Source organism: Bifidobacterium sp. ESL1133, from assembly GCF_058107325.1.
Map to the genome: position 1 here is coordinate 494205 of NZ_JBYLUI010000001.1, position 25084 is coordinate 519288.

Below are 25084 nucleotides of genomic sequence, written 5' to 3' on the forward strand. Positions count from 1 at the left end.
TCCTGATGCTCATGCGTTTCATTGCATACGACCGGTATCGAAGCGATACCCGGTGGTCTCCTCGTATTCGTCCACCATCTGGTTCCAGGAGTCCTGGATGTTGTCGGTGAGGCCGAAGAGACCGGAGCGGCCGATAACGTACACGTCGGGGTTCGCGTCCGAGATCATCTTCCAATGCTTACGGTTGGTGGACCCGTCCATCTCGATGCGATACGTGTAGCCGTGCCTTTCGCGCAGCTCGCGCAGCTCGGTGATCTTGTCGAGGCACACCTGAAGGAAGCGCTGACCGGCAAATCCGGGGTCGATCGTCATGACCATGACGCTGTCGAGCAGGTCGATGTAGGGCATGAGTGCGCTCACCGGGGTCTCGGGGTTCATCACCATGCCGGCCTTGAGCCCTGCGTCGTGAATCTGGTCGATGAGTCGGAACGCCACGCCGTTGGTCACTTCGGCGGGCATGCTGATCTCCTCGCACTTGATGTCGATGAGCTGCTGCACCCAGAAGGGAGCGTCGGTCACCATCAAGTGGGCACTCATGGGCACGTTCGAGATCTTGCGCGTCTGCTCGATGAACCAGGGAGAAAGCGTGATGTTCGGCACGAAATGGCCGTCCATGATGTCGATGTGGTACATGTTGACGCGCGGGTTGAGAAACTCGATCTGTTCCTTGAACTGGTCGAGATCCATCGTCATCAACGATGGGGCGAGCTGGATGGGACGACCAGCTTTAAGGTCTGCGGTGGAAGTTGTCGTCATTGTGGTCCTTTCGTTCGTACGCTCCTGCCGTGCCGTTGCGGCGTTGCGGCAGGAGCATCATGTGGACGGGGATGCCGCCGCGCGAGGATAGGCAATGTGCGGCGGCAAGTGTGGTTACATGACCTGGATGTCGTCCAGATCCAGATCGTCCTCATCCTCGGCGCTGGCGGCCTTGCCTTCCAGCTCCTCGGCGGGGACGTTCTTCTTGATGATGGCGTAGACGATGCCGGTCACCACGATGTTGGCAGCGATGGCCAGCAGGCCGACCCACCACAGCCCGCCCATGGTGGGCAGCATGAGGAAGCCGCCGAAGGGCACGGTCGCACCCTTGCCGCCTGTCAGGGACATGAGGATCGCGCCTTCGACCACGCCACCGCAGGCGGCAGCGATGACGCCACGCACGATGTCGTTCATGACAATCGGGATGGAGCCTTCGACGATGTTGACCACGCCCATCGGCACCGCGGACTTCAGGGTCTCCACCTCTTCGTTGGTGTAGATGCGCTTACGCAGCAGCTTGGCAACGAGGTAGGCGAAGCCGAAACCGATCGGGGTGGCGGTGTTCGTCAGCTGCAGCGCGGTGACGGGGCCGTTGATGCCCTGGGCCTGCAGGGTGAGGGCGAACGCGAAGACGGTCTTGTTGATCGGGCCGCCGAAATCGACGATGCTCAGCCCGCCGATGACGCCGCCGAGCACCAGGTTGGAGGTGCCGTTGAGGCTGGTGAGCAAGTTGGTGAGCCAGTTGGTGAACCACGAGACCGGCGTGCCGATGATATAGACCATGATCAGGCCGCTGACCAGCGAGGCGCAGAACGGGACGATCAACGTGGGCATGAGGCCTTTCGCCCAACTCGGCACCTTGAAATACTTGAGCACGGCGAAGGCGAGCCAGCCGGCGATATAACCGCCCAAGATGCCGCCGATGAAGCCGGCACTGATTGAAACGGCCGCCAGACCGGTTACAAAACCGGGAGCGATGCCAGGCTTGCCGGCAATCGAGAAGGCGATGCCGGTGGCAATGATGACAGGCAGCAGGCCCAAGGCCTTGCCGCCGAGGGTGGCGAGTGCCTGCCAGAAGTCGAACTTGCCCATGACGAGCGAGTCCTGGCTCTTGCCGCCGAACGCCATGCCGATGGCGATGATGAAGCCGGCTCCGCACACAATCGGGATCATGTACGAGATGGCCGTGAGTAGATGGCCCTTAAAGTTTGCTTGCTTCCAGAAATTCTTCATTGAACTTCTCCTTTCCTTTCGTTATATGTGGTGTTGCCTTACGGTTTATTTCTCGGCGATTTCGTGAAGTTTGGCGATGAGTTTGTTCGGGGATTTGATGGCGGTGTCAGTGGAGACCTTGACCACTTTCTTGCCCTCGAACCTGCCCTCGTCGGCGATTTTGACGTCGACCGCCAAGATCACCACGTCTGCGGCGGCAATGTCTTCGGCGGTCAACGCGTTCTCGATGCCGATGGTGCCTTGGGTTTCGATCTTTATGTTGTCTCCGTTGGCTTTCGCGGCATCCTCGAGCTTTTGCTGCGCCAGATAGGTGTGCGCGATGCCGATGGTGCATGCGGTGATTCCTACGATGTTCATCTGGTTCTCCTTGTGTTTGGTTGGTATCTTGTTGTGTTGAGCTTCCGCAAGGTGTGCCCAAAGTGTTGTGTCGCTGCGACGCTATGACGCTGAGACCGGTACAGGTCGCACGCACGTCACTGCCCAAGCAGCGCATGCCTGACGTCGCCCACACTGTCGGCCGCTGTCAGCGCGGCGACCACGTCAGCTTTGGCGAGTCTGCGCGCGAAGAGCGAAAGCAGTCGCAGGTGCCGTTTCGAATCCGCGTCGTCGGAGCCGACGGCGAAGAGCACGACCACTTTGGCACCGGTGTCGTCCAAGGATTCCCATGCCACTTCGTTGCGCAGAATGGCGATGGCGATGCCGTTACGCACGACGGTATCGCTGCGACCGTGCGGAATGGCCACATGGTCGCCGATGCCGGTGGCACCTTGCCGTTCACGCTCGTGAACAGCTTCGATGAACGCATCGGCATTGCTGATGTACCCGGCGTCAAGAAGACGCTTGGTGAGGTCTTGGAACACCTCATCTTTGCTATGCGCCTCCAGACCCGCTACGATCGTTCTCTCATCAAGCACCTCGGCCAGCGCCGACGTGTCAGTTTCGCTCGGTTCGGTCATGATTCCCCTTCCTCCAGTACCAGCGACCGGATTTCTTGTTCTGTTCCGTTGGCCAGATGCGCCAACATGGTCTCGTCGGCCAAAGCGCGATACCAGGCTTTCATCTCCTGCACGTCCTCGGCGTCGGGGCGTTCGGGCAGCAGCGTCACCATCATGCGGTCAAACCCAAGGGTTCGCGGCCGCGCTTCAGTGCCAAAGTTGATGTATATCAACGCGCTGTGTTTCACACACGAACTCTTGGCGTGCGGATTGACCAGACCGGCGGCAAGCGTCACGTCTCCCACGGCCACGCGCTCGCGCAGTGCGGCGGCGAGCGCGGCCTGGTCGCCCGTCAACCCTTGACGCTGCGCATAGACGGCCACCGTTTCCAACGCATGCGGCATGTCTTGGCACCTTTGCATCTCGGTATCGTTCCAGTTCACGAGTCGCTTCATTGTTCACCCCCTGCGTCCCGGGCCAAGCGCTCGGAACGAATGGTGTCCGCTTGCCGTTCCAGACGCTGCTGGTCTTCGATGGTGAGCATGGCACTCACCACCAGAACCGGCGCTTTGATGTCGTGCGGCAACGCCACTGTGGAGACCACGAGATCGACCTCTGGGTGTTGCGCCAACACGTTGCGCAAATCTTTGGAGGCCACCGTGCTCACGATGTTGAATTCGGAGAACCTGCGCTCGATTTTGCCTTGCAGCAGCTGAGCGGTGCCCATGCCGGTGGTGCACACCAGCAGCATATTGACCTTGGGGCGCACCGTGTCGAATGCATTGGCAAAATACACGGCAATGAATCCCACTTCTTCGTCGTCCACTTGAGGCAATCCGAACCGTTCCGCCGTGCGTGCCACCGCCTCTTTCACCGTTTGGAACAGGTCGGGATATTCGAGGATGATCTGACCGAGCAGGTTGTTGTTGACACGAATCTTGTTCTGCAGCCGGTTGATGAGCGGTTTCATGTGTTTCGCCAGGCTCACGAACAACTCGTCGCCATCGATGTCACGGTATCGCGGTGCGGCAAGCACCTCGGCGATAAGACAGTGCGTCACTTCGCCCACCAGCTGCGGCATCTCCTGTGATTGGGATTGCGGCAGAGCGGTGTCAATGCGCGAGGATGAGAGGTACTGGTAGAGGTAGTACGTTTCGATTTCGGGCAGGGACGTGTCAAGATACACGTTGACGTTGTGGATGATGGACCGGCATACCGCCAGCCAGCCGGGGTGACGCTCGAGGTCCGCGCGCGCTTCGGCGGGAATGTTCTCCGCGGGCAGCACCCCCACCTCACGGTAACGTTCGATGAGAATGTAGAGGTGCGTGAACAAGTTCACGCTGTATGGATAGGTGATGTTGGCGCCGGTGAGCTGTTCGATGTGCTCGAGCTGGCGCTGTACGAACGCAGCGTCACGGCGCTGCACCAGCTGATCGGTTTTGAGAAACCGTCCGGTTTTCACCACGTCAGAGCTGGAGAGCAGGTCGCAAATGGCCTTGCGAATGCCGGACTCCGGGCCGGCGGCCCACACCATGTCACCGCTGCGCTCCACGGTACAGTCGTAGCCGGCGAGCATGTCGCGCAACTTGCGCACATCCATGGCGATGGCGGAATCACTGATGAAATATCTGCCCCACAAGTCCGTGACCCGGTGATGCTGAGGCGCGGTCATGAGCAATGTTTTCAACACTTCGCTGCGGCGTTCCACGGACGTCAGGCCGCCCATGCGCTCTCTGCCGGCTGTGTCGCCGCTGGAACCGTTGGTGCTGTTGCTGGAGCGGCTGGAACTGTTTCCTCTGTTACTGCTGCCGTTGCCATTACTGTTACCGCTGCCACTGCCATCTCGCCACGATGATGCCACCACGGCGTCAACCGGCAAGGCGAACGGGTCGGCGCTCGGAGCCGCGTAGGAATCGGAAACACGGTATCCCCTGCCCCGGCGGGAAAGAATGGGGGCCGCTCCGGGGTTCGAAGCGTTGATATGCTTAACGGCTCGCTCCACCGTGCGTGCAGAAACATTAAGCGCCTCAGCCAAGTCGGCAGCCGGCACAAAATCACGCCTGTTCGACAGATAATCCATCACGGATTGCTCATGAAACGCCATCGTCAACCTCCTTGTCAATATTCAGAATATGGCGCAGCGGCAGGCGAAACGCCACATTCAGAACACGGTTACGGCGGTTGGCAACCGACATGAAGGGGTGGGGTTGTGGTGCGTTTGGGAAAATTTGCAAAAGCGAATAGTACATACGTCACGTGAGCGAATGCTTGTGCTGATGGACACTAATTACGTGACTTATGATTCGTATTCACACGTCATTGATGCACTTCAATCAAAGTAAATGTTCATACTTACACAATCCCGGCCTTGTATAAATCTCGAAAGCCACAGAATAGACAAAGCTGTCACATACCTCACGCTTACCCATCTTCACTGGGTTCGAATCATATTCATGCAACATAGTATATTATGTACAAAAGCTTGCGTGGGATACCTCAAATATCCGAAGCATGCAATGAAGCATCGGAGGACGCAATGCATGAAATCAAATGCCCGAAGTGCGGAGCGATGTTCACAGTGGACGAAGCGGGCTACGCCGACATCGTCAAGCAGGTGCGCGATAAGGAGTTCGACAAGCAGCTGCACGAGCGGCTGGAAGCGGCGGAAGACGCGAGGCAGAAAGAGCTGGAGCTCGCCAAGGCCGAGGCTGCAGGCGAACTGCAGAAGACGGCCGCCGGCAAGGATGCCGAAATTGCGGAGCTCCGGGCACAGCTGGATACCAAAGCCCAGGAACTCAAGGCACAGCTGGATGGCGAGGAGTCCGCGCGCAAGCTCGCGGTGAACGATGCACTCAAGCCGTTGGAAGAGCAGGTCAGCTCCCTAACGGCGCAGCTTGACCAGGCCGAGCATGAGCGGCAGGCGGCGCTTGACTTGGCGCAAAGCCAGGCTACCGGAAAGCTCAACGAGGCAATCGCCAAGAAGGACGTAGAGATCAGCTCACTCAAGAACGAGCTGGACGGCGCGCAGAGCGCCAAACAGCACGAAATAACCGATGCCGTGAGCGCCGTAGAGAAGGAGCGCGACCAGCTCAAGAACGACTTGGAACGAGCGAATAGTGAGAAGGTCGCCGCCGCCAAACTTGCCGAAGCCGAGCGCAAGGCCGCACTACAGGAGGCGGCCGCAAAGAAGGACGGCACGATACTCGAGCTGCAGCACAGCCTGGACGAGGCGAAACTCAAGAACAGTATTGAGGCGAAGTCGCTCAAGGAAAAGTACGAGACGCAGATCCAGGATCGGGACGACCAGATAGAGCGGCTGCGCGACATGAAGTCGAAACTGAGCACAAAGGAGATCGGCGAGTCGCTCGAGCAGTATTGCCAGAGCGAATTCAACAAGATCCGCGCCGCCGCCTTCCCCACCGCCTACTTCGAGAAGGACAACGACACGAGCGTCGGCGGGACTAAGGGCGACTTCATCTTCCGGGAAAGCGACGAAGCTGGCACCGAAGTCATCTCAATCATGTTCGAGATGAAGAACCAGAACGACGAGGACACGCTTTCCAAGAAGCACCGCAATGAGGACTTCTTCAAGAAGCTTAACAAGGACCGGCGCGACAAGAGCTGCGAATACGCCGTGCTGGTGACGCTGCTGGAGCCGGAGAGCGAGCTGTACAACGCGGGCATCGTGGACGTCTCGTACAAGTATGAGAAGATGTACGTGGTACGGCCGCAGTTCTTCATACCGATCATCACGCTGCTGCGCAACGCCGCGCTCGGGTCGCTGCAGTACAAGAAGGCGCTGGCGGCCGAGCGCGCACAGAACATCGACATCACGCATTTCGAAGAGCAGCTCGACACGTTCAAAACCGCGTTCGGCAAAAACGTGGACCTGGCCGCCCGCAAGTTCAACACCGCCATCGAGGAGATCGACAAGTCCATTGACCACCTCAACAAAATCCGCGAAAACCTGGTCGGCTCCCAGCGCAACCTAGAACTCGCCAGCAAAAAGGCCGACGACGTAACCATCCGCAAACTCACCCGCGGCAACGAAACCATGAAGAGGAAGTTTGAGGAGGTGGAAAGCTAATACAGTGGCTCAGTAAAGGCAACTCTCATATCTCTCCGCACGTCCAAAAACAATAACTCATGAAAGAAAACCAACCATGCCCGTTCTAAAACTAGATTGTTCAACTTCCGCCCACCCTACTTTTGAGTCGAAAGATATCTCGCTAAGCCGGGTGAACTTTTTCTACGGCAAGAACGGAACGGGCAAAACCTCACTCGCCAATATGCTATACGAGCAGTTTATGGACTCCTATCAAGTGAAACGTTTTGACGGTTTCAAAGGATTAGTGGCAGGAAATGATGAATTGAACGCCATCACAATGGGGGAAATCAACACTTCTGCGCAAAACAAGATTAATGAATTGAACCCCAAAATTGCAGAGATCGTTTCGCAACTATCTGTGGACTCAGAAATAGAAAATCTATACAGCAAACGCGACCGCGCACAGAAGAATTACACAACTGCCGGCAATAAATTAACTCATTTTTACACGGAACAAGCTGCCAAGATTAAAAGAACAAGCAACCCGACCATATCGATTCCAACATATAACATTAACAATTTTAAGCAAGATAGGTCTAATGCTCTCCGACTTAGCGACTCAGATATAGAAGCCGCTAAGTCTGAATGTTTGAGCGAGCAACTTACGGAACCAGTGAAGATAACATATCCAACTCCTAATCTCCAAGAATTAACTCAATCCGTCAACACACTAGTAACTACAAGCATCACAGCAACGGCAGAATTACGAGGAATTGGCGATGACCCGGCGAAAAGACGATTCGCTGAACAAGGCATGAAATGTCATGATCGACAACACGACTCATATTGTGCGTTCTGCGGAGGTCCGCTCACTGATGACCGCTGGAGAGAGCTCGACAGGCTCTTTAGCAAAGCTACAGCAGATTTCAAAAATGATTTAGGACAAGAGTACGACGCCATAAATAATGCGATAAGCGAATTGAAATCAGTTGTCTCAATCGACAGTTCCACTTACTACTCACCGTACCGACAGCAGATTACAGATCTGAATCTATCTGTATCAGAAAATGTTTCAGCGGCGATATCTTATTTAGAATTCCTTCTTTCACAATTGAAGCAGAAAAAAGATGATGTCTTTGCCACGCTCGAAAAGATAACCAAGCAAATACCAACAATCACATTAGCAGAAAACCAGTCTGCATTTGACGCGCTACATGCCGAGAATATTGCATACGGAAACGCGCTTGAAGAAAAGCAGCGGCGAGCCAAGGAAAAACTGCGTTTAAGCATGGTCGCCGAGCTATTAGATTCTGCAAAATACGACAGCCACAGCCACCAGGAACTGTGCGATGCTATCACTCAAGCCAAGGCACTTTTAGACACCGCAGATTCCGATTACAACGAGGCCGAAAAACAGTTATCAATTCTGAAACGTAAAAAGGACGAAATTCGGAAAAGTACAGTTGACACTTCACTCGCAGCAGAAAATATCACGAAACTACTTCAATCCATTGGAATGACATCGTTCGAACTGCGCCTTCTTGATGATGGCGATGGAACCAGCTCTGGCCAGTACCGCATCATAAGCGATGGTGAGGAAAGAAAAATCAGTTCCTTGAGCACTGGAGAAATGAATCTTGTTGCCTTCCTGTACTTCATGCAACAATTGACAGCCATATCTGCTGAGAAACCAGTTTTAACAATTATTGATGATCCAATGAATAGCAATGACGAAACTTCCCAGTATCTCATGTACAGTTGCATTCAACATTACTACGGCTTACAAAAACGGTCACCCTCAATAATGAAAGATGATGACATCCTGGTTGTGCTTACTCACAACACGCATTTCTTCTTGAACTGCAGACCATATGGATGGACCCCCAACGATGGAAGGGTTGCGTGCTTTACACTCTACAAGCACAATAATTCAACACAGCTGCAGAAAATTACTAGACCCGAAGAGGACATTCAAACTGGCTATACGTCACTATGGCATGAACTTCACCACGCTTACGAAGCGAACGAACCCGGTCTCATGTGGAACCCTCTGCGCCGCATCTTAACAACATACGCAAAATTCAACGGTGCCAAAGGCATCGAAGAACTTATTACTCAAAATAGTGATGATCCTGTCAGGTATGATATCGTTTCAGAGCTGAAAAAAGGTATGGACGTTAACTCTCACGAACTATACGACTTCGAAATTAATCCAAACGATTACGATCGAGAACAAATCATTGAAGTCGCACAGTGGTACTTCGAAACCCTAGATGATGTAAATCATTTTGACCACTACTGGAATGAGGAACTCAAGGAAGCCGCTGCTTCGAAATAGCACAGTGCAGAATTATGGCATGCTGCAATTTATCCATGCACAGCTACACTGGTACCTATGCCTTCAGGATTCATTGATAACCGGACCGAGCTGGTCAAGGACGATTTGGTGCGCACCATCAAGAGCGGCGACAAGGTGTCGGTTGCCTCGTCGGTGTTCTCGATGTATGCGTACCGCGAGTTCGGAGATCAGCTGGAGCGGCTCGATGAGTTCCGGCTCATCTTTCCCTCTTGAAGACATTAATCAGCAGCACCGTGCCGCAGTATCTCGCTGCTGCTTTTAGGAGATGTCGTAAGTAGCATATCTACTTTGCTACCGATGTTATTATCAAACACGCAATACTACATGACTTGAGAACTTACTCCATCACCGCAGGTCCCACTGAAAGTGGTATGCCATCAATGAAGTCACACATAGAGCACCTTGAGCTGCGTTCGTTTTTGAGAATTGCTGTTTGGTGGGCTTATGTGCAATAGCGTGTCGGGAGAATTCCTTGGGCATTCCATCCCCTTTTTCTACTCTGAAATGCTGCATAGCAACATAAACCGGAAGGAATCCTAAAACAAAACGTGTATCCTTCTCTTTCAGTAATTCTTCAGAACTGGATTTTTCCTTTGCAAATGGCATGTAATGCTTGTAAGGGCTTCTCTTTAAGGATATGTCTTCTTCCATGCCCTCATAGCTGATTTTTAAACGCTCCGCAAGCGGCTCTACTAGATTTGCAAGTAGCGACTCCCCTGCAGCATACTTCTCTTCTCGTAATACGCATATCGCCTCTTCGAGGAGGGACACGAACCATTCTTCACTCATTCATCCTGTTTCTTCCTTCTCTCGGAAATCGATGCCACTGTTTTGGATTCATCTATCGCTTGCTGGCAGTCGTCCAAGATCTGAAAGTATGCATCAGACAAAATCACTCTTCGCTCTTGACCTTTCTTAGCACGTAAAAAACAATCAATCAGCCTTGGACGCATAACATGGAACACAGCAATTCCGTCATTATATTCAATCTCATACAAGTCTTCGAAAGAAAAACTCTCCGCGGTTTCCATTATATTTGAAGGGTAATAATTCTTCGGGTACTGAAATGAAGATATATTCTGCAGGGCCGCATTCAGACTGCTGACAAGATAATTGCTGCTCTCGCTGAAAGTCTTAGCTATACTGTGCACCCTAAGCTAAAGCTGTCCGTCACTACCGTATTAATTTGAGGAGCAATATTCAAACCAGCAAAGCCCGCCTCAAAACTTTTGGCAAAATGTGCGAAATTAACCTTCGACAAACCAGCGATGTTCTCGGCGAAGTTCTGCAGACCTATACTGATACTTTTATCAATGCTTTCAGTTACAACCGATCCAAACCGAGTAAGACTATCCAAATTGGTCTGTATCGGAGTCAGTATATTAAGAATGCCTTGCACATTGCCTTTATACATCTGATTAAAAGTATCTAAATTCCGAACGCGCCAATTAGTGTTGGGCTCACTGTTTTACTAAACTCTTGCGCAAATGAGTTCGAACCATGCAAATGCATTCATAGTAAAAAATTGGTCAGTAGTTTTCGTAGCATCACTGCTAGAATCTTGGTCTTTCCTGTTACCTTCATTATCTTCCATAGCTTCAGCTTAGTAGATTGAAGCACCTAATGCACCCTCCACACGGTATCCTTGGAGTATTGAGCAACGGGGAGGAACAGCATGTCGATTGATGAGATTTTTGCGAAGATCGTAGAGGACTCGGCTGATACGCGAGAGCAGGGCACGAGGTTCGAGCGGGCGGTGGAGTTCTTCCTGCGCAACGATCCAAGCTGGTCTGAGCACATCGAAGACGTGTGGATGTGGGATGACGCGCCTACGAATCACGGGAAACAGGATACCGGCATTGACCTTGTAGCCAAGGATACCGATGGCTCCTACTGGGCAATTCAGGCCAAATGCTACAACAAAACTCTCGGCGAGCGCGATGTGTCGACGTTCTTCATGAATGCCAGTGCAGACGATACTTACGGGCACCTTATGCTGGCCGATACCGCACCGTCCTACACCTCCAACCTTGAAGATTTTTCGCTTAATTTCATTCTGAGTTCGAGCAAAGATTTAGTGCGTCTTGACCTCGACACCATGCGCGACGCGAATCTCGACTGGAACGCTTTCATGAACGGCGAGACTCCCGCTAATCGCACGGTGTTCGACCCGCGCCCGCACCAGCGCGAAGCCATCGATAAGGTCAGCAAGGAGCTTTCTACCGCAGACCGCTGCTCGCTGGTCATGGCATGCGGCACCGGCAAGACCTTGACGGCGCTACGATTCACCGAGGAGTTCGTAGGCAATGGCGGCACTGTACTGTATCTCGCGCCTTCCATCAGCTTGGTATCGCAGTCTATGCGCGACTGGGTTAACCAGGTGCGCGGCAAGATTCACGTGTACGTAGTGTGCTCAGACCACCGCGCCAGCGAAGTCAAGCAAGATGAGTCTTACGGAAGCCTTACGGACATCCCCTTCCCAGCCACAACGAATGCGCACACAGTCGCCGAGCGTTTCCACAGGGAGGACGGCGCACTGAACGTCATCTTCTCCACGTATCAGAGCATCGACGTCATCCACGAGGCGCAAGAGGAAGGATTGTTCGACTTCGACCTGACCATCTGCGACGAGGCGCACCGCACCACCGGCGTGATGGACGGCGAGGCTGCGTTCCAAAAGGTGCACGACAGCGAGTTCATCCGCTCAGCCAAGCGTCTCTACATGACCGCTACGCCGCGCATCTTCGACCAAGGCGCGAAAAACAAGGCCGTACAAGGCGCCGTTGAAATTGCCAGCATGGACGACCCAGATACCTACGGCAATATAGCTTACCGGCTAAGCTTCGGCAAAGCCGTGGATATGGATCTGCTTACCGATTACAAAATCGTCGTCATGCAAGTGGCCGAGAACATGATGAGCTCGACCATGCAGCAACATTACGGCAAAGGCGCTGGCTCGGAACTAGAGCTCGATGACGCCATGAAGTTCGTAGGCTGCTGGAAGGCACTCTTCGACCGTCGCCACGCGCAAGGCGTTAGCGACCTCATCGAAAACAGTGAAACCGGTGCAGATAGTGAAGTGGCGGATACACAACCCCATGATGATGCCAAGCGCGTGCTCCATCATGCCATCGCTTTTGCTCCGTCCATCAAGGCATCCAAGGCTCTGACAAACAAGTTCCGCGCGGTCATAGCAGATTACACGAAGTCACTCGAACCTACAGCCGAGAACGCGGGCATGATTGAGGCTGGTAAACAAGTTCAAGTCGAAATTGACCACGTCGACGGTGGCATGGACTCCCAGACTCGGCATAGGAAACTTGACTGGCTTGCTCGAGATACTGCTGACAATGAATGCCATATCCTTTCGAACGCCCGTTGCTTGGCTGAAGGCATCGACGTACCCGATCTGGACGCAGTCATGTACCTTTCGGCCCGCCGCAGCCGCGTGGATATCATCCAGTCCGTAGGTCGCGTGATGCGCAAAGCGCCGGGCAAGGAGTATGGCTACATCATTATCCCCGTGGTTGTGCCAATGGGAGCTGACCCTGACACCGTGCTCTCCTCTGGCGCCTACGACACCGTATGGGAAGTCGTGCGCGCCCTGCGCAGCCACGACGAGAGGCTCGACGCGGTCATCAACGCGGCCGCACTAGGAGATACCGATTCACTGAAACGCATCGTCGAAGTTGAGGTGCTTGACCAAACCAAACTGCGCCTGCACAAGAAACCCAAAGCCAACAATGTGCCACCTATCGGCAGCAACGTGGATCCGGGAGAATTTGATGGCCACGATGGCGAAGATACCGGATCTAGTTCCAGCTCTGGCGCGATGCAGCCAGAGTTTGACCTGGTCTCCAGCGAGATGGCACGCAACATCAACGCCGAAATCGTGCGCCGTTGCGGCACCAAGATGTATTGGGGCGAATGGACTGACGACATCGCCAGCATCGCCAAACACCGCATCACGCAAATCACTGACCTCGTGAACACCGGTGCCGCCCGCGAATCGTTCACCGCGTTCGCCCAAGGACTGCGCGACTCGCTCAACCCGGGCTACAAGGACGAGGACGCCATCGCAGTGCTCGCCCAGCACGAGATCACCAAACCCATCTTCCAGACGCTCTTCACCAACAAGGAGGTCCTGGAAGGCAACCCCATCGTGCGTGGCCTGGACCGAGCGCTCGACTCCCTGTACGAGGCCGGACTGCCCAAAGCCATCGACAACCCCACCCTGAACGACCTGTACTCTTCGGTTCGGCTCTCGGCCAGCCAGGTGCAGAGCGACGCGGCCAAGCAGAACCTCATCAAAGAGATCTACAACGAGTTCTTCACCAAGGCGTTCAAGGACACCGCTGACAGCCTCGGCATCGTCTACACGCCCGTCGAGGTCGTGGACGCCCAGCTCCACATGGTCCAACGCGCCCTGCAACACGAGTTCGGCCAGTCGCTAGGCGACCGTAACGTGCATATCCTCGACGGGTTCGCCGGCACCGGCACCTACATCTGCCGCCTCATCGAGGACCAGACCCTCATCAGCGACCGGGACCTGCCCTACAAGTACGCGCACGACCTGCACTCCAACGAGATCGTGCCGCTTGCGGCAACCATCATGGACATCAACATCGAACAGTCCTACCACAAACGCATGGGCGGCGACTACCAGCCCTTCCCCGGCGCGCTCCTGACGGACACGTTCCAGATGCACGAGGAAGGCGACACCCTCGACGACACCATGTTCACCGAGAACACCCAGCGCGTCAGGCAGCAGATGGACCTTCCCATCAGGATCATCATCGGCAACCCGCCCTACCGCGCCGGCGACAGCGACAACACCGGCAACCAGAACACCAAATACCCCTCTCTCGACCAGCGCATCGAACAGACCTACGCAATAGGGTCAGACGCAAATAACAACAACTCGTTGTATGACCATTACATCCGCGCCTTCCGCTGGGCCTCCGACCGCATCGGCGACTCCGGCATCGTCTGCTTCGTCTCCAACGGCGGCTGGCTCACCGGCAACTCAGGAGCCGGCGTCCGCCGCTGCTTCAGCAGCGAATTCAACACCATCCACGTCTACAACCTACGCGGCAACGCCAGAACCCAAGGAGAACAACGCCGCAAAGAAAAGGACAACGTCTTCGGCGCGGGGACACGAACAACCATCACCATCACCATGCTAGTCAAGAACCCCACCTCCAACGAGCACGGGGCGATCTACTACCACAATATCGGCGACTACCTCAGCCGCGAAACCAAACTCAACATCCTCAAAGACTGCACCACCGCCGACCCGGAGTGGAATCGACTTGAACAAGACAAGCACGGCGACTGGCTCAACCACCGCGACGACAGCTACACCCAGTTCATACCCATGGGCATACAGGATGGCTCAAAGAAATTACCTACCGGCCTCTTCAAAACATGGTCGCGTGGAATTCAATCTGGCCGCGATGCTTGGGCTTACAACTTCTCCTATAACCAAGTCGTCAACTCCATGAACGACACGATAGATTATTATAATCAGCAACTTACTCTCCAAAACAATACGGAACCAGGCAAGAATAAATCCTCTTATATAAATGACAATCCACACATCAACTGGACACGCGGATTTAGACAAAGCTTTGCAAAGGGAAACCAGATAAACAAACGCCTAGGAAATGTAATCACTGCCATCTATCGTCCTTTCTGCAAACAATTTCTATGGTTCGATAGACAAACAAATGAAATGATTTATCAGCAACCCAAGCTGTTCCCATACGCTGAAGTAATGAATTTCGAAATATGCTTGCCAAAAGGCCGCGATTCATATCCAATTATGGCGCAGTTTATGCCAGATATTCAGCTGCAATTTAACGGACAATATTTCCCTCTAAACTGGTATGAAGATTCAGGTAAAGAGAATATAAATTTGCTCACAGGTCTTAACTCAGCGAACGCAGACTCGCATGGTTATATACGCCATGATGCAATCACGAATGCAGGATTGAAAGTCTTCCGCGAAGCATATCCTCACACAAAAATCACCAAGGAGGACATCTTCTACTACGTGTACGGCATCCTGCACAGCCCCGAATACCGCGAGCGCTTCGGCAACAATCTCAAGAAGGAGCTGCCTCGCATCCCGCTGGCCAAGGATTTCAAGGCGTTCATGAAAGCCGGGCGCGAACTCGCCCATCTGCACTTGGACTATGAGACCATCGACCATTGGCCGGTGCACGAAATCGGTGACAGCATGGACCCCGGGCGCACCGAGAAGATGACCTATCCGAAGAAGGTCAAGGACTCGGAATCAGGCAAGAAGGTCCCGGACATGACGGTGCTGCAGGTGGCCGAGAACCTCACCATCGAGGGCATCCCTATGCGCGCCTACGATTATGTGGTCAACGGCAAGAGCGCCATCGGTTGGCTCATCGACCGCTACAGGGTCACCACCGACAAGAAGTCCGGCATTGTCAACGACCCGAACGAGTACTCCGACGACCCGCGCTACATCGCGGATCTGGTCGAAAGCGTCATCACCGTCAGCATGAACACCCTCGACATCGTTGAAACCCTCCCCGCCCTAGAGGAACTCCCCCAACCCGCCAACTGGCCCGCCGAATGGAGAAGCTGAGCCGTCGAAGCTTCCCATAGAAGAGAACTATCAGCTGCAACTTGCGTAAATCTGAGGAAGTGCATTATGCGATATGAGCCCACCACTGATAAGCTCGGAATTCTACCGATAGAACATCAACTCATCGTGCTGGGTAATGGATTCGACCTAGAATGTGGTTTGAAGTCCAGATTCACTGATTTCTTTGAAGAAAGAGAAGCAAAACTTAATCAACTACCTTTTAGCGAGACATGGGGGGAAGATTTACAAGACCTTGCTTTAACAGTTTGGGATGTTATTTTGCGTCTTACGAAGAAGAACGAAGAAAACTGGTGCGACATAGAGCGCTTAATAACCGTATGGACTGCAGACTCTTCCGCTAACGATGACAGCGTTTCGAAAGACGGAAATAATCTCGTTTCTTCAATATTGAGTCCACTCGAACAGGCCATAAGACTGATAAACAAATCTCCATCCGAAATGGTAAGTCTGCTGGGTGAAAATTCAGGTTATCGTAATGACTGCGATTTGGCCGTTGCTCTATATCTGAGGACTGTAAATAATCCATACGACACTCAGGCAGATTACCTAAGAAATATTTATCAGTTTTTACTCGACGATTTACATGCCTTCGAAAATGCCTTTGCTACTTATCTTTACCTCGAAGAAAAAGATCAGCACGCCGCTTATACACAAAAGTCAGTTTCCCTGCTTCGCACCTTGGCAAATGATGAGTTCTTCCCTATAGGCCCGACAGTAGAAGTTCACACATCGGTGTTAAATTTCAACTATACAAGGTTGGGAATAGCCGGAGTTCTCTCCCCTGATGATACAGAAGTCAACATCCACGGAAGACTTGATAGCACCAATATCATCATAGGGATTGACGGCACAAACCTGAAAAAAGACTCCCAGGCACTGCTATTTACCAAAACTTACCGTTTACTGGCTCTCAATAATCCCGACCGTAAGAAACTTGTACATAGAAACGACGACCAAGAGCCGACATCGCTGATTAAATTTTATGGCCATTCGCTTAATGAGGCCGATTACTCATACTTCCAAGCAATCTTTGATACCGTGAATCTTTATCACAGTCAGACTCGATTGATCTTCTACTACAAACGGTACCAAATAGACGATAGTGGAACGCCCTGCTCACTTACCGAAGCACAGCAAAGCATGTTCCAAAAAGTTACGAAGCTTCTTACCAGATATGGCGGAACTCTGGATAACGAAGATCATGGTAAGAACCTCATGCACAAACTTCTGCTTGAAGGCCGTTTAAGTGTTAAGGAATATCGTCATGCCTGAGGCTTCATTACAACTAGTAACAAGTATCGTTACTGCAATGGCAGCTATGGTTGCTCTCGGACTCACGGTATGGCAAGGGCACCTTAGTAACCGGCAAGAACTATTCCAACTCCGCCTCAAAGATTGGAGTATTTGCAAGGGACTCCTAACCTTGTATGAAGATAATCGGTCATTGTTGATTGGTTCCTGCAAACTGATAGAAGAAGACGGTTACGCTCTCACTTTTCAGGATGAATTTAATTGGCTAACCAACAATACCTTCCTCGAAAGCATTCAAGGAGCAGTAAATCACCCGCTGGAACCGGAATCGCAGCGAACACTGCTGATGAAACTTGAAAACATGCGCAACGTGGCTTATGAGATGAGACTTATTTTCAGGCAATCCGATATTGCTAATTTCTCAGATTTCATCGACTGCTATGCCGATGTTCTTTTGAACATGTACAAATATCATGTTTACCGGAAAAGCATCGATAACAGTTTTTCTAAGATACCACTACATGGTAAGCAGAATGAGTTAAACACCATACAGAAGAGCCCGTTGCCAAAAGAAATTGCCACTCTCCTCAACGAAATGGAAAGAATAACTAACCAAATCGCCGAGAGAAACCTCATCAAACGCGTTGAACGCAAAATACGTCTCGAGGGTACGGGACCAATAAACTGGCTCTGTTTTCACCTTCAAAACATAACTAAGCTAGCTAAAAATACGCAGCGCAAGCATATAGCTTAGTGGTATCTGAAACTCCGCTATGCTTAGCCGTGGTCAATGACATGGTGGACGGGCTGGAATGGGAGAATCCGAGGTGTTTTGACAATCCGGACGCCACTTTTGCTGATTTGTACATGAAATCCGGCATGTATGTTGCCGAAATCGTGCGGCGCCTGTTCCGTAGCCGCCGCATGCGAGCGCTTTACCCGGACGACGCGGCGCGGCTGAACCACATCTTCGCCGAGCAGGTGTACGGCTGCGCGCCCACGGAAATCATCTACCAGATCTGCCGGCGCTATATCCTCGGGTTTAGCAGCGAAATACGCATCGAAACCGACAACATCAAACTCTGCGACACGCTCCAACCTGCGAAAACCGGCAGGCTGGAGCAAGCCCTGATAGAGGTTTTCGAGTTATAGCGAAATTTGACTCAAACGATCCTCAATCACCACGGTAAGCTCCCTATGCCCGGGATTGCTTTACGTATGAGAAGTGGGTCACCGTGCGGCTACGGCGTTGGTGAGGGCTTGGCGGGCCCAGTCGCTGACGCTGATGTGCTCGGCGGCCGCATCCTTCTTGATGAGGTTCCAGAGTGTGTCGCTCACGCGGATGGTTCGCGGTTTGAGCGGCTCCGTTTCGACTTCCCAGGCTTGCCCCTTGAACGGGGTTATGGTGGCACCCGGGAACCCCGCTTCGGCTTCTTGCGACCATTGGTCAATCATTTCGTCGGTGACGACCGTGCCGTTGTCCGCAATAAATTGCTCCTTGTTCATGTTCATTTCCTTCCTGTTCGTATTTCGCCTGCAAACCCTTGCGTCAGATAATTCGCGTGGATGATGAGCACTGCGTTGTCGTTGCCTCTGATAAACACAAGTTCAATGGCCCGCCCCTGCGCGTCGAAGCCTACGGTCGCCCATCGCTGCGGCTCGCTGGCGCGGTCGCGGTAGCGTATAGTCGCCCCGTTCGAGCCAGTCTCAAATGCCTCCTGCACTTGCCCTGGCGTGAGACCGTGAGCAAGGGCGTGAGCGTGGATGATAATGCGCATACGCTCCAGCATACTACAGCGCATGCGGTATGTCCAGCCACAATATGTGGCGGACTGTGTTTAGTTGTGCGCTGGGCTTGGAACGATGAGCTAACTTGCCTATCGAGCGTCCCCGTGCAACTCTCGGTACTGGCCGAAGCTGCCTTTGACGGCCTGAGCCGGGTACTTGACTTTGTTCTTCACTAGTTTGCAGAGGATTACGTCGTCTAGGTCCCAGCCGTAGACATCGGCCAAGTCAATGCAGTAGATGAGCACGTCGGCGAGCTCTTCCTTGACATGCTCCATGTCAGGATCTGCGGCGTCCGGTGCCCACTGGAAGCACTCGAGCAGTTCACCGGACTCGATGCTGATGGAGCGCGCCAAAGCATCGGGAGTGTTGTATTTGCCCCAGCCACGTTCGTCGACGAAATCACGTAGGTCTTGCAAAGTGGATTCGCTAATCATGTTTGTGAATATACGCTTCTACAATGGCATTCATGAGCAGCAACGTGGTCAAACCTATCGTCCTCGACCTTCCGTACGAGGAATACAGCACGGACATATTCGAAGAGGCGTTGCAACTGCGACTAACCTATCTGTGTCACTTGGAGAGCAATGTCCCTAGGATTACCAACAGGAACAGCTTGAGCACCTATTGCGCTATATTTATGAACTCTCTTCCCAACTGAATCTGGACGAGTAATTACGATACGCCCTTTCTGTTGCAGAATTCTATCGGCGCGTTCGACATCAAGCAACTCGTCGCTTTCATAATAACGCTCCTCACTATTCCCGTCATAAATACTGTCCCCAGGAGAGATTGCACTGATATTACCGGGATCGACGTAATCTCCTGGAACTAACTTTGAATCCTGAATCTTAAGGGTTTTAAACCGCGGGTAAGCAGATAATTGAGCATCGTGCGCCATCAACAGTACGCCGGAATAAGAATTCCCACTCAACAACTCCTTCAATGGTAAATTGCTTGCCAGTCTCTTCACACGTTCGTTAACGAAATGTTCAAAACACTTACGCCCACCATATTCACGCGTCTTTGATCGATTAATACCTGTAGCACGCCTCGCTCGTTTACTTAACGAGTCTTTATTGCCCTTAGTTGGATTTAAATCAACTATGTTAAGCGACGCATTGGTCGGATCTACAGCGGATAGCAAATCCACCGTAACCGAATCTGTTTTCGGAAGAGAATACCCCATCAATGTAATCGATGAGGCATTTCTAATCGCATCATACGCATCCCTCCATAGGGAACGAGTTAGATATGGATGATAGTACTTAGATTTTTCGGAAACCGGAGGAATAAGAAACCTGTCTAGTCCTTGAACCGAATGATCTTCCGTTACACCCAAATTTCTGACAGGAACCCTTCTCAAAGAAGAACCCAATGCATCATCTGCAGCCCAGTACCAGTTTAATGAACCATGCAATTTCAGAATTTGCATAGATTCCAAAAAGGGAGCTTCAGTATCAAAACCAATGGCCGAGCCATCTCTTTCGGCATTCGGCCTAGGAAAAACCAACTGGTCAGCGCACATTGCAGTTACTTGGTTGCTCTCGACAATAAGAGGCCGAACTCTATTAATGGCCTGTTCGAGCAAAATATCATAATTGAACGTTATAACCTTCGCATGCTCCACATTCCACACATCTATAAGTTGACACAACCAAAGAGGAAGCTTAAAGGAATCTCCGTCGCCGATAACCTTATCGAGCTCCTCAGCTATCAAGGACACCAAAAACTCTGCATCCGCTGCACGCTGAAGATTCTCATAACTCTTCATAAACGGCATATCTACCGAAGCTAAAGAAAGCCACGCTTCAAAAGACTGCCCATGCTGATACCCGACTTCTCGACCCGTCTTTTCTCTGAATTTAGCGGCAACTGCCTCACCAAGCTCGTTCATTAAAGGCATAGAATCATTTATTGCCTTTGAAAAACCTGCACCGAGAATGTAGACCGGTGTGTCTTGTAAAGTATCCATAACACTATATTATCGTTATTCGGAATGCCTTAATCCCCAGGTTCAATGAAGAAGATATAAATAATATGGAAACCGCAAATGGAGCTCACCTAACATAGCCCTCCAACGCGAAGAGTACAAATACGCTCTAGACTAATCAGGAAAGACACTAACGAGACAGGACGACATCCTCATCAGAAAACCAAGATGTTCACATCATCTTTCGAACTACATGCCATACCTATGCAACGTCTCCTAGTCCAATTCACGTTTCCGAGTTGCATACTGAATTAGGCAGATAACGTCAGCGAATAGTAGACTCATCACCCATGTTAATCTAAGAGTACCTGATATGAGTTGTATAAAAACTCGTGCTAAATCATCTGATTGAACAAATAACTTGATAAAAAGAGTACTAACTTCCCAAATATAAAATACTCCGACAAAACATACAGCAGCTATTCCTCCACGAACCCCCGCGTGCTGCCCTATTTTTGAACTATTCACTAGCACGCTAAAACTCTCGCGTAATTGGCAATAAGCTCCTGACACAAGTTCATAATTGCTTGATTGTTGCTGTACCCTGAGAAATTCAGGCTTAATATACTTATTGTAGCCAACCTTGATAAGCCTACTTCTCCAGATATATACATTCAGCATTCGAAAACTTGAACCTATTCCAATCAGCACAACAGGAAGTAAAAGCACCGATAGAGTCGATACAATTCTTTCCGACGAAAGTTCTCTCTCCAAATACTCCACCGGAAATTTTCCTGAAAATGTGAGCAGGATATACCCCAGAAGCATAAGAGACTTTACGAAGATAACAATCAAACTAGGAATTTCAAACAGCCATTGAAACAGCCGATCCCTAAATTGAAAGCCTCCTGTGAGCTTAAATCCTTCGCTTTCTTTCGAATTTTTAATAGAAACACGCTCCTTTACATATCGTGCAAAATGCTTACGCAACAATAAAAGCGCATATTCGTTCTCTGCATCCCGTTTCTCGCCCTCTACAATATTTGACACTTTCCCAGATGCACTGGGAATAACAGAGTTCAAGTCTGCAATCAGACTACGCTCCTGATTATGATTTTTGTACGCGATGCCGGCGCCAATCGCAGAAAGGACTGCGGTGATTGCAGTGACTACACCGGAAGCTGTCTAATACACTGTAAAACAAGTCCCCACATCTCGTTCACGAAACCCCATCTCAAAATTGTGACACTACCCAGCACGTATCCTATCAAGTATCATATTCTTTCCCCTCCTCACACCACCGCCAACAGCACCATATACACTGCCGTACCTCCGGCGATTGAGACGAGCATGTTGCGCTTCCACAGGTGCAGCCCAGCGGTCACGGCGATGCCAATCAGCTCGGGCAGGCCATGCGTACCGGAGAGGAAGTCGACGTTGCGCAGGCAGTAAACGACCAGCATCGCAAAAACAGCGGCAGGGAGGGCACGGCCTAGGTAGGTGATGTACGAGGGCACAGGTTTCTTGCTGCCGAACAGCAGGAACGGCAGGAAACGCGTTGCCATCGTGCCTAGCGCGCATAGGGCGATCGTAATGATTTGCTGTGTCACAGTCATGCCAAACATCCTTTCCGATATTGCTCGATCTGATGTTGCTTAGTCCGATACTGTTTAATCCAATGTTGCTTAATCCGGTGTTGCTTGATGTCGCTCAATCCGTCGCCCGTCTTCTTGCCGCCTTTATCATCCGCTCGCACTGCTTCTCCCCCATCAAGTCAACCATCCCTTCAATCCAGCCATCCCTTCTGCTCCATCGGGGCTCTCATCACAGTAAAGACCACCAGCAGACCGACCAATGTCGGTAACATGAACGAGTCCGCGCCGAACGCAGCCAAGCATGCAATCGAGACGACTCCGCCGATGATGGCGCTGACGTGATGCTTGTCAGTTTGCCATTGATTGATGAAAATCACGGTGAACAGAGCCGTCATGACGAACGAAAGCCCTCGAATCTGGACGTGCAGCATGCCGCCTACCAGACCGCCGATGGCGGCACCGGAAACCCAATACACTTGATTGAGCAGCGTGACGAAGAACATAAACCAACGGCGGTCTATGCCTTTGGGTGGGTCCGTGGTGTAGAGAATCGAGAAGGTTTCGTCGCACATGCCAAAGATAAGGTACGGTTTCATCCATCCGGTTCCGGAGAATTTCTTAAGCATGGAAATACCGTAGAACAGGTGCCGTGCCTGCACGATGAACGCCACGATAAGCGCGGTGAGCGGGTCAAATGCCAGAGGCAGCATGTCGGCCACCACAAATTCTAGGGAGCCTCCGAAAATAACAGCAGCCATCACTGTGGGATATACCCATGAAAATCCCAATGAATGCATATATACACCGTAGGTGATTCCCAAAAACCAGAACCCAGCAAAAATGGGTACGGTGTACGGGAACGCCGCCTTGAACGCCATCAGCACATGCTTGTCATCGTTTTTCATAGCCACCGCAGAATTCGTCCGTCTCATTTACACCGTCTACTCTATTCGCCGGTTCAGAAGTATTGCAGGTTTGCCGCAAGCCGGAACGATATCGTCTATGAGAGCTAAAGCAACACGTTCAGTTCCTATAGATCACAAAGCACCTTTTGTTACTTAACCCAAAACCACCACATGAAACGCCCGACAGGCGCTCCATAAAGCACACCTTTTGCTACTTAACCCAATAACCCCATAACCCGATGAAAATGGATTCTAAAACACCGCGTTCAGTTCCTATAGCTCCAAATCTAACTGAGATTGCACGATCGTGTCCAATCCTGTCTGGGATAAAGAAACGGCGGAAATCCGAAAGGCTTAAACCTTGGATTTCCGCCGTTTATCGGCTCCCGCAGCTGGGCTTGAACCAGCGACATTCTGATTAACAGTCAGACGCTCTGCCAACTGAGCTATGCGGGAATGTCCTGCTGTGCGTTGTTATCACCACCGCACAAGACATAAATACTACATGACTTCACTCCAAATGCCAACTCTGGCGTGTCGCACCAAGCCTAACGTTCATCGAACCACTCACTCAGACGCTCACCACGTTCATCGGCATCGCCGAATCAATGGAAAAATCAGGATTGGACGGCTTCACCCCGGCCTCCACCAGGTTCGAGCCGAGCATGGCCACCATCGCACCATTGTCGGTGCACAGCTTGAGTTCCGGAATACGCACCTGCACCCCATGCCGCTCCCCTTCTTCGAGCAGTTTTGCGCGCAGCTGCGAATTCGCCGAGAACCCTCCGCCAACAATCAGAGTGTTCGAGCCGTACTCTTCGCACCCTTTCATCGCCTTGCTAGCCAGCACGCTGGCCACCGAGTCGGCAAGGGATGCGCACACGTCATCCACCGGCACATCCAGCCCCTGGTCTCGTCGTCCCTCAACCCAGCGAGCCACTGCGGTCTTGACGCCCGAGAAACTGAAATCATACGGGTGCTCCTTACCGGAACGCCCTTGGGTAAGCCCTTGCGGCACCTTGAGCGCGTGCGGGTCGCCAAGCCGGGCATGCCGGTCGATGTGAGGGCCGCCCGGGTAGGGGAAGCCCAGCAGGCGCGCCACTTTGTCGAAGCACTCCCCTGCGGCGTCGTCAAGCGTGGTGCCGACCACGTCCACGTGCCGAGCCACGTCCTGCACATGCAGCAGCGAGGTATGGCCGCCAGAAACGATGAGGGCTAACGTGTCCGGCGGGAAAGAACCGAACTGAAGCTGGGTGACTGCAATGTGCCCGATGACGTGGTTGACGCCGTAAATCGGCTTGTTGGCAGCCCAGGCGAGCGCCTTGGCGCCCGAAACTCCCACTGCCAGGCATCCAGCCAGCCCAGGGCCTGCGGAGACCGCTATGGCGTCGATATCGCTGAGTTCCATATTGGCGTCTGCGAGCGCTTTGGATACTACCGGCACGAAGGCTTCCGCGTGGGCGCGGGAGGCGATTTCTGGAATCACCCCGCCGTATCTGGCGTGTTCTTCCATGGATGAGGCGACTTGGTTGGAGAGCAGCGTATGGCCTTGTACGACGGCGGCTGCGGTTTCGTCGCAGGTGGATTCGATGCCCAGTACGATTGGTTCACTCATCGTGTTGTTCTGCTTTCTCGTTGTTT

General features: G+C 52.2%; 22 protein-coding genes and 1 tRNA gene. 7 read left to right on the forward strand and 16 right to left on the reverse strand.

Annotated features, from left to right (window positions below):
* Positions 1 to 18 precede the first annotated feature (18 nt).
* The 6 genes from alsE to AC3B5A_RS02065 all read right to left on the reverse strand — a co-directional run bounded on the left by alsE (position 19) and on the right by AC3B5A_RS02065 (position 5028).
* Positions 19 to 756: a D-allulose 6-phosphate 3-epimerase gene (gene alsE / locus AC3B5A_RS02040; protein ID WP_489760787.1), complete on the reverse strand. Its 738-nt coding sequence runs from the start codon at positions 754 to 756 to the stop codon at positions 19 to 21.
* Positions 757 to 870: 114 nt separating this feature from the next.
* Entirely contained in the window at positions 871 to 1989 is a 1119-nt protein-coding gene (locus tag AC3B5A_RS02045) for a PTS fructose transporter subunit IIC (protein ID WP_489798393.1), read from the reverse strand.
* A gap of 45 nt (positions 1990 to 2034) precedes the next feature.
* On the reverse strand, positions 2035 to 2346 hold the full coding sequence (locus tag AC3B5A_RS02050; RefSeq protein ID WP_489760785.1) for a PTS fructose transporter subunit IIB: 312 nt from the start codon (positions 2344 to 2346) through the stop codon (positions 2035 to 2037).
* A gap of 116 nt (positions 2347 to 2462) precedes the next feature.
* Positions 2463 to 2945 carry a PTS sugar transporter subunit IIA gene (locus tag AC3B5A_RS02055; RefSeq protein ID WP_489798394.1) on the reverse strand — a complete coding sequence of 161 codons (483 nt, stop codon included), beginning with the start codon at positions 2943 to 2945 and terminating at the stop codon, positions 2463 to 2465.
* Positions 2942 to 3367 carry a hypothetical protein gene (locus AC3B5A_RS02060; protein ID WP_489798396.1) on the reverse strand — a complete coding sequence of 142 codons (426 nt, stop codon included), beginning with the start codon at positions 3365 to 3367 and terminating at the stop codon, positions 2942 to 2944. Before AC3B5A_RS02060 ends, AC3B5A_RS02055 begins: the two co-directional genes overlap by 4 nt.
* Before the next feature lie 8 nt (positions 3368 to 3375).
* Positions 3376 to 5028, reverse strand: coding sequence for a BglG family transcription antiterminator (locus tag AC3B5A_RS02065; RefSeq protein WP_489798397.1), 1653 nt, complete (start codon positions 5026 to 5028; stop codon positions 3376 to 3378).
* Positions 5029 to 5460: 432 nt separating this feature from the next.
* Here AC3B5A_RS02065 and AC3B5A_RS02070 point away from each other — a divergent pair, with 432 nt between their 5' ends.
* The 3 genes from AC3B5A_RS02070 (at position 5461) to AC3B5A_RS02080 (ending at position 9544) form a co-directional block, all read left to right on the forward strand.
* The gene (locus AC3B5A_RS02070) at positions 5461 to 7011 is read left to right on the forward strand and encodes a DUF2130 domain-containing protein (protein ID WP_489798399.1); all 1551 of its coding nucleotides are present in this window, start codon (positions 5461 to 5463) and stop codon (positions 7009 to 7011) included.
* Between the two features lie 76 nt (positions 7012 to 7087).
* Positions 7088 to 9310: an AAA family ATPase gene (locus AC3B5A_RS02075; RefSeq protein WP_489798401.1), complete on the forward strand. Its 2223-nt coding sequence runs from the start codon at positions 7088 to 7090 to the stop codon at positions 9308 to 9310.
* A gap of 57 nt (positions 9311 to 9367) precedes the next feature.
* Positions 9368 to 9544 (forward strand): hypothetical protein, encoded by a 177-nt coding sequence (locus tag AC3B5A_RS02080; RefSeq protein WP_489798402.1) that lies wholly within the window; start codon positions 9368 to 9370, stop codon positions 9542 to 9544.
* Between the two features lie 132 nt (positions 9545 to 9676).
* Here AC3B5A_RS02080 and AC3B5A_RS02085 read toward each other — a convergent pair whose 3' ends face one another.
* Positions 9677 to 10120, reverse strand: a complete 444-nt coding sequence (locus AC3B5A_RS02085; protein ID WP_489798404.1) for a hypothetical protein — start codon at positions 10118 to 10120, stop codon at positions 9677 to 9679.
* 886 nt (positions 10121 to 11006) lie between these two features.
* Here AC3B5A_RS02085 and AC3B5A_RS02090 point away from each other — a divergent pair.
* The 4 genes from AC3B5A_RS02090 (at position 11007) to AC3B5A_RS02105 (ending at position 18377) form a co-directional block, all read left to right on the forward strand.
* Positions 11007 to 15953 (forward strand): type ISP restriction/modification enzyme, encoded by a 4947-nt coding sequence (locus tag AC3B5A_RS02090; RefSeq protein ID WP_489798406.1) that lies wholly within the window; start codon positions 11007 to 11009, stop codon positions 15951 to 15953.
* A gap of 66 nt (positions 15954 to 16019) precedes the next feature.
* Positions 16020 to 17246, forward strand: coding sequence for an AbiH family protein (locus tag AC3B5A_RS02095; protein WP_489798408.1), 1227 nt, complete (start codon positions 16020 to 16022; stop codon positions 17244 to 17246).
* A complete protein-coding gene (locus AC3B5A_RS02100; protein ID WP_489798410.1) occupies positions 17239 to 17979 on the forward strand; it encodes a hypothetical protein in 741 nt (246 codons plus the stop codon). The genes AC3B5A_RS02095 and AC3B5A_RS02100 overlap by 8 nt, the downstream gene beginning before the upstream one ends.
* Before the next feature lie 29 nt (positions 17980 to 18008).
* A complete protein-coding gene (locus tag AC3B5A_RS02105) occupies positions 18009 to 18377 on the forward strand; it encodes a hypothetical protein (RefSeq protein WP_489798412.1) in 369 nt (122 codons plus the stop codon).
* Positions 18378 to 18455: 78 nt separating this feature from the next.
* Here AC3B5A_RS02105 and AC3B5A_RS02110 read toward each other — a convergent pair whose 3' ends face one another.
* The 9 genes from AC3B5A_RS02110 to tsaD form a co-directional block, all read right to left on the reverse strand.
* On the reverse strand, positions 18456 to 18731 hold the full coding sequence (locus tag AC3B5A_RS02110) for a hypothetical protein (RefSeq protein WP_489798414.1): 276 nt from the start codon (positions 18729 to 18731) through the stop codon (positions 18456 to 18458).
* Between the two features lie 2 nt (positions 18732 to 18733).
* Positions 18734 to 19003, reverse strand: a complete 270-nt coding sequence (locus AC3B5A_RS02115) for a hypothetical protein (RefSeq protein WP_489798416.1) — start codon at positions 19001 to 19003, stop codon at positions 18734 to 18736.
* A 99-nt stretch (positions 19004 to 19102) separates the two neighbouring features.
* Complete coding sequence (locus AC3B5A_RS02120; protein WP_489798417.1) at positions 19103 to 19447, reverse strand: nucleotide pyrophosphohydrolase; 345 nt, start codon at positions 19445 to 19447, stop codon at positions 19103 to 19105.
* A 122-nt stretch (positions 19448 to 19569) separates the two neighbouring features.
* A complete protein-coding gene (locus AC3B5A_RS02125; protein ID WP_489798419.1) occupies positions 19570 to 20985 on the reverse strand; it encodes a hypothetical protein in 1416 nt (471 codons plus the stop codon).
* A gap of 234 nt (positions 20986 to 21219) precedes the next feature.
* On the reverse strand, positions 21220 to 22026 hold the full coding sequence (locus tag AC3B5A_RS02130) for a hypothetical protein (RefSeq protein ID WP_489798421.1): 807 nt from the start codon (positions 22024 to 22026) through the stop codon (positions 21220 to 21222).
* Positions 22027 to 22235: 209 nt separating this feature from the next.
* Complete coding sequence (locus tag AC3B5A_RS02135; RefSeq protein ID WP_489798422.1) at positions 22236 to 22568, reverse strand: branched-chain amino acid transporter permease; 333 nt, start codon at positions 22566 to 22568, stop codon at positions 22236 to 22238.
* 161 nt (positions 22569 to 22729) lie between these two features.
* The gene (locus tag AC3B5A_RS02140) at positions 22730 to 23470 is read right to left on the reverse strand and encodes an AzlC family ABC transporter permease (protein ID WP_489798423.1); all 741 of its coding nucleotides are present in this window, start codon (positions 23468 to 23470) and stop codon (positions 22730 to 22732) included.
* 356 nt (positions 23471 to 23826) lie between these two features.
* A tRNA-Asn gene (locus AC3B5A_RS02145) sits at positions 23827 to 23899 on the reverse strand.
* A gap of 115 nt (positions 23900 to 24014) precedes the next feature.
* Complete coding sequence (gene tsaD / locus AC3B5A_RS02150; RefSeq protein ID WP_489798425.1) at positions 24015 to 25058, reverse strand: tRNA (adenosine(37)-N6)-threonylcarbamoyltransferase complex transferase subunit TsaD; 1044 nt, start codon at positions 25056 to 25058, stop codon at positions 24015 to 24017.
* Positions 25059 to 25084: the final 26 nt, after the last annotated feature.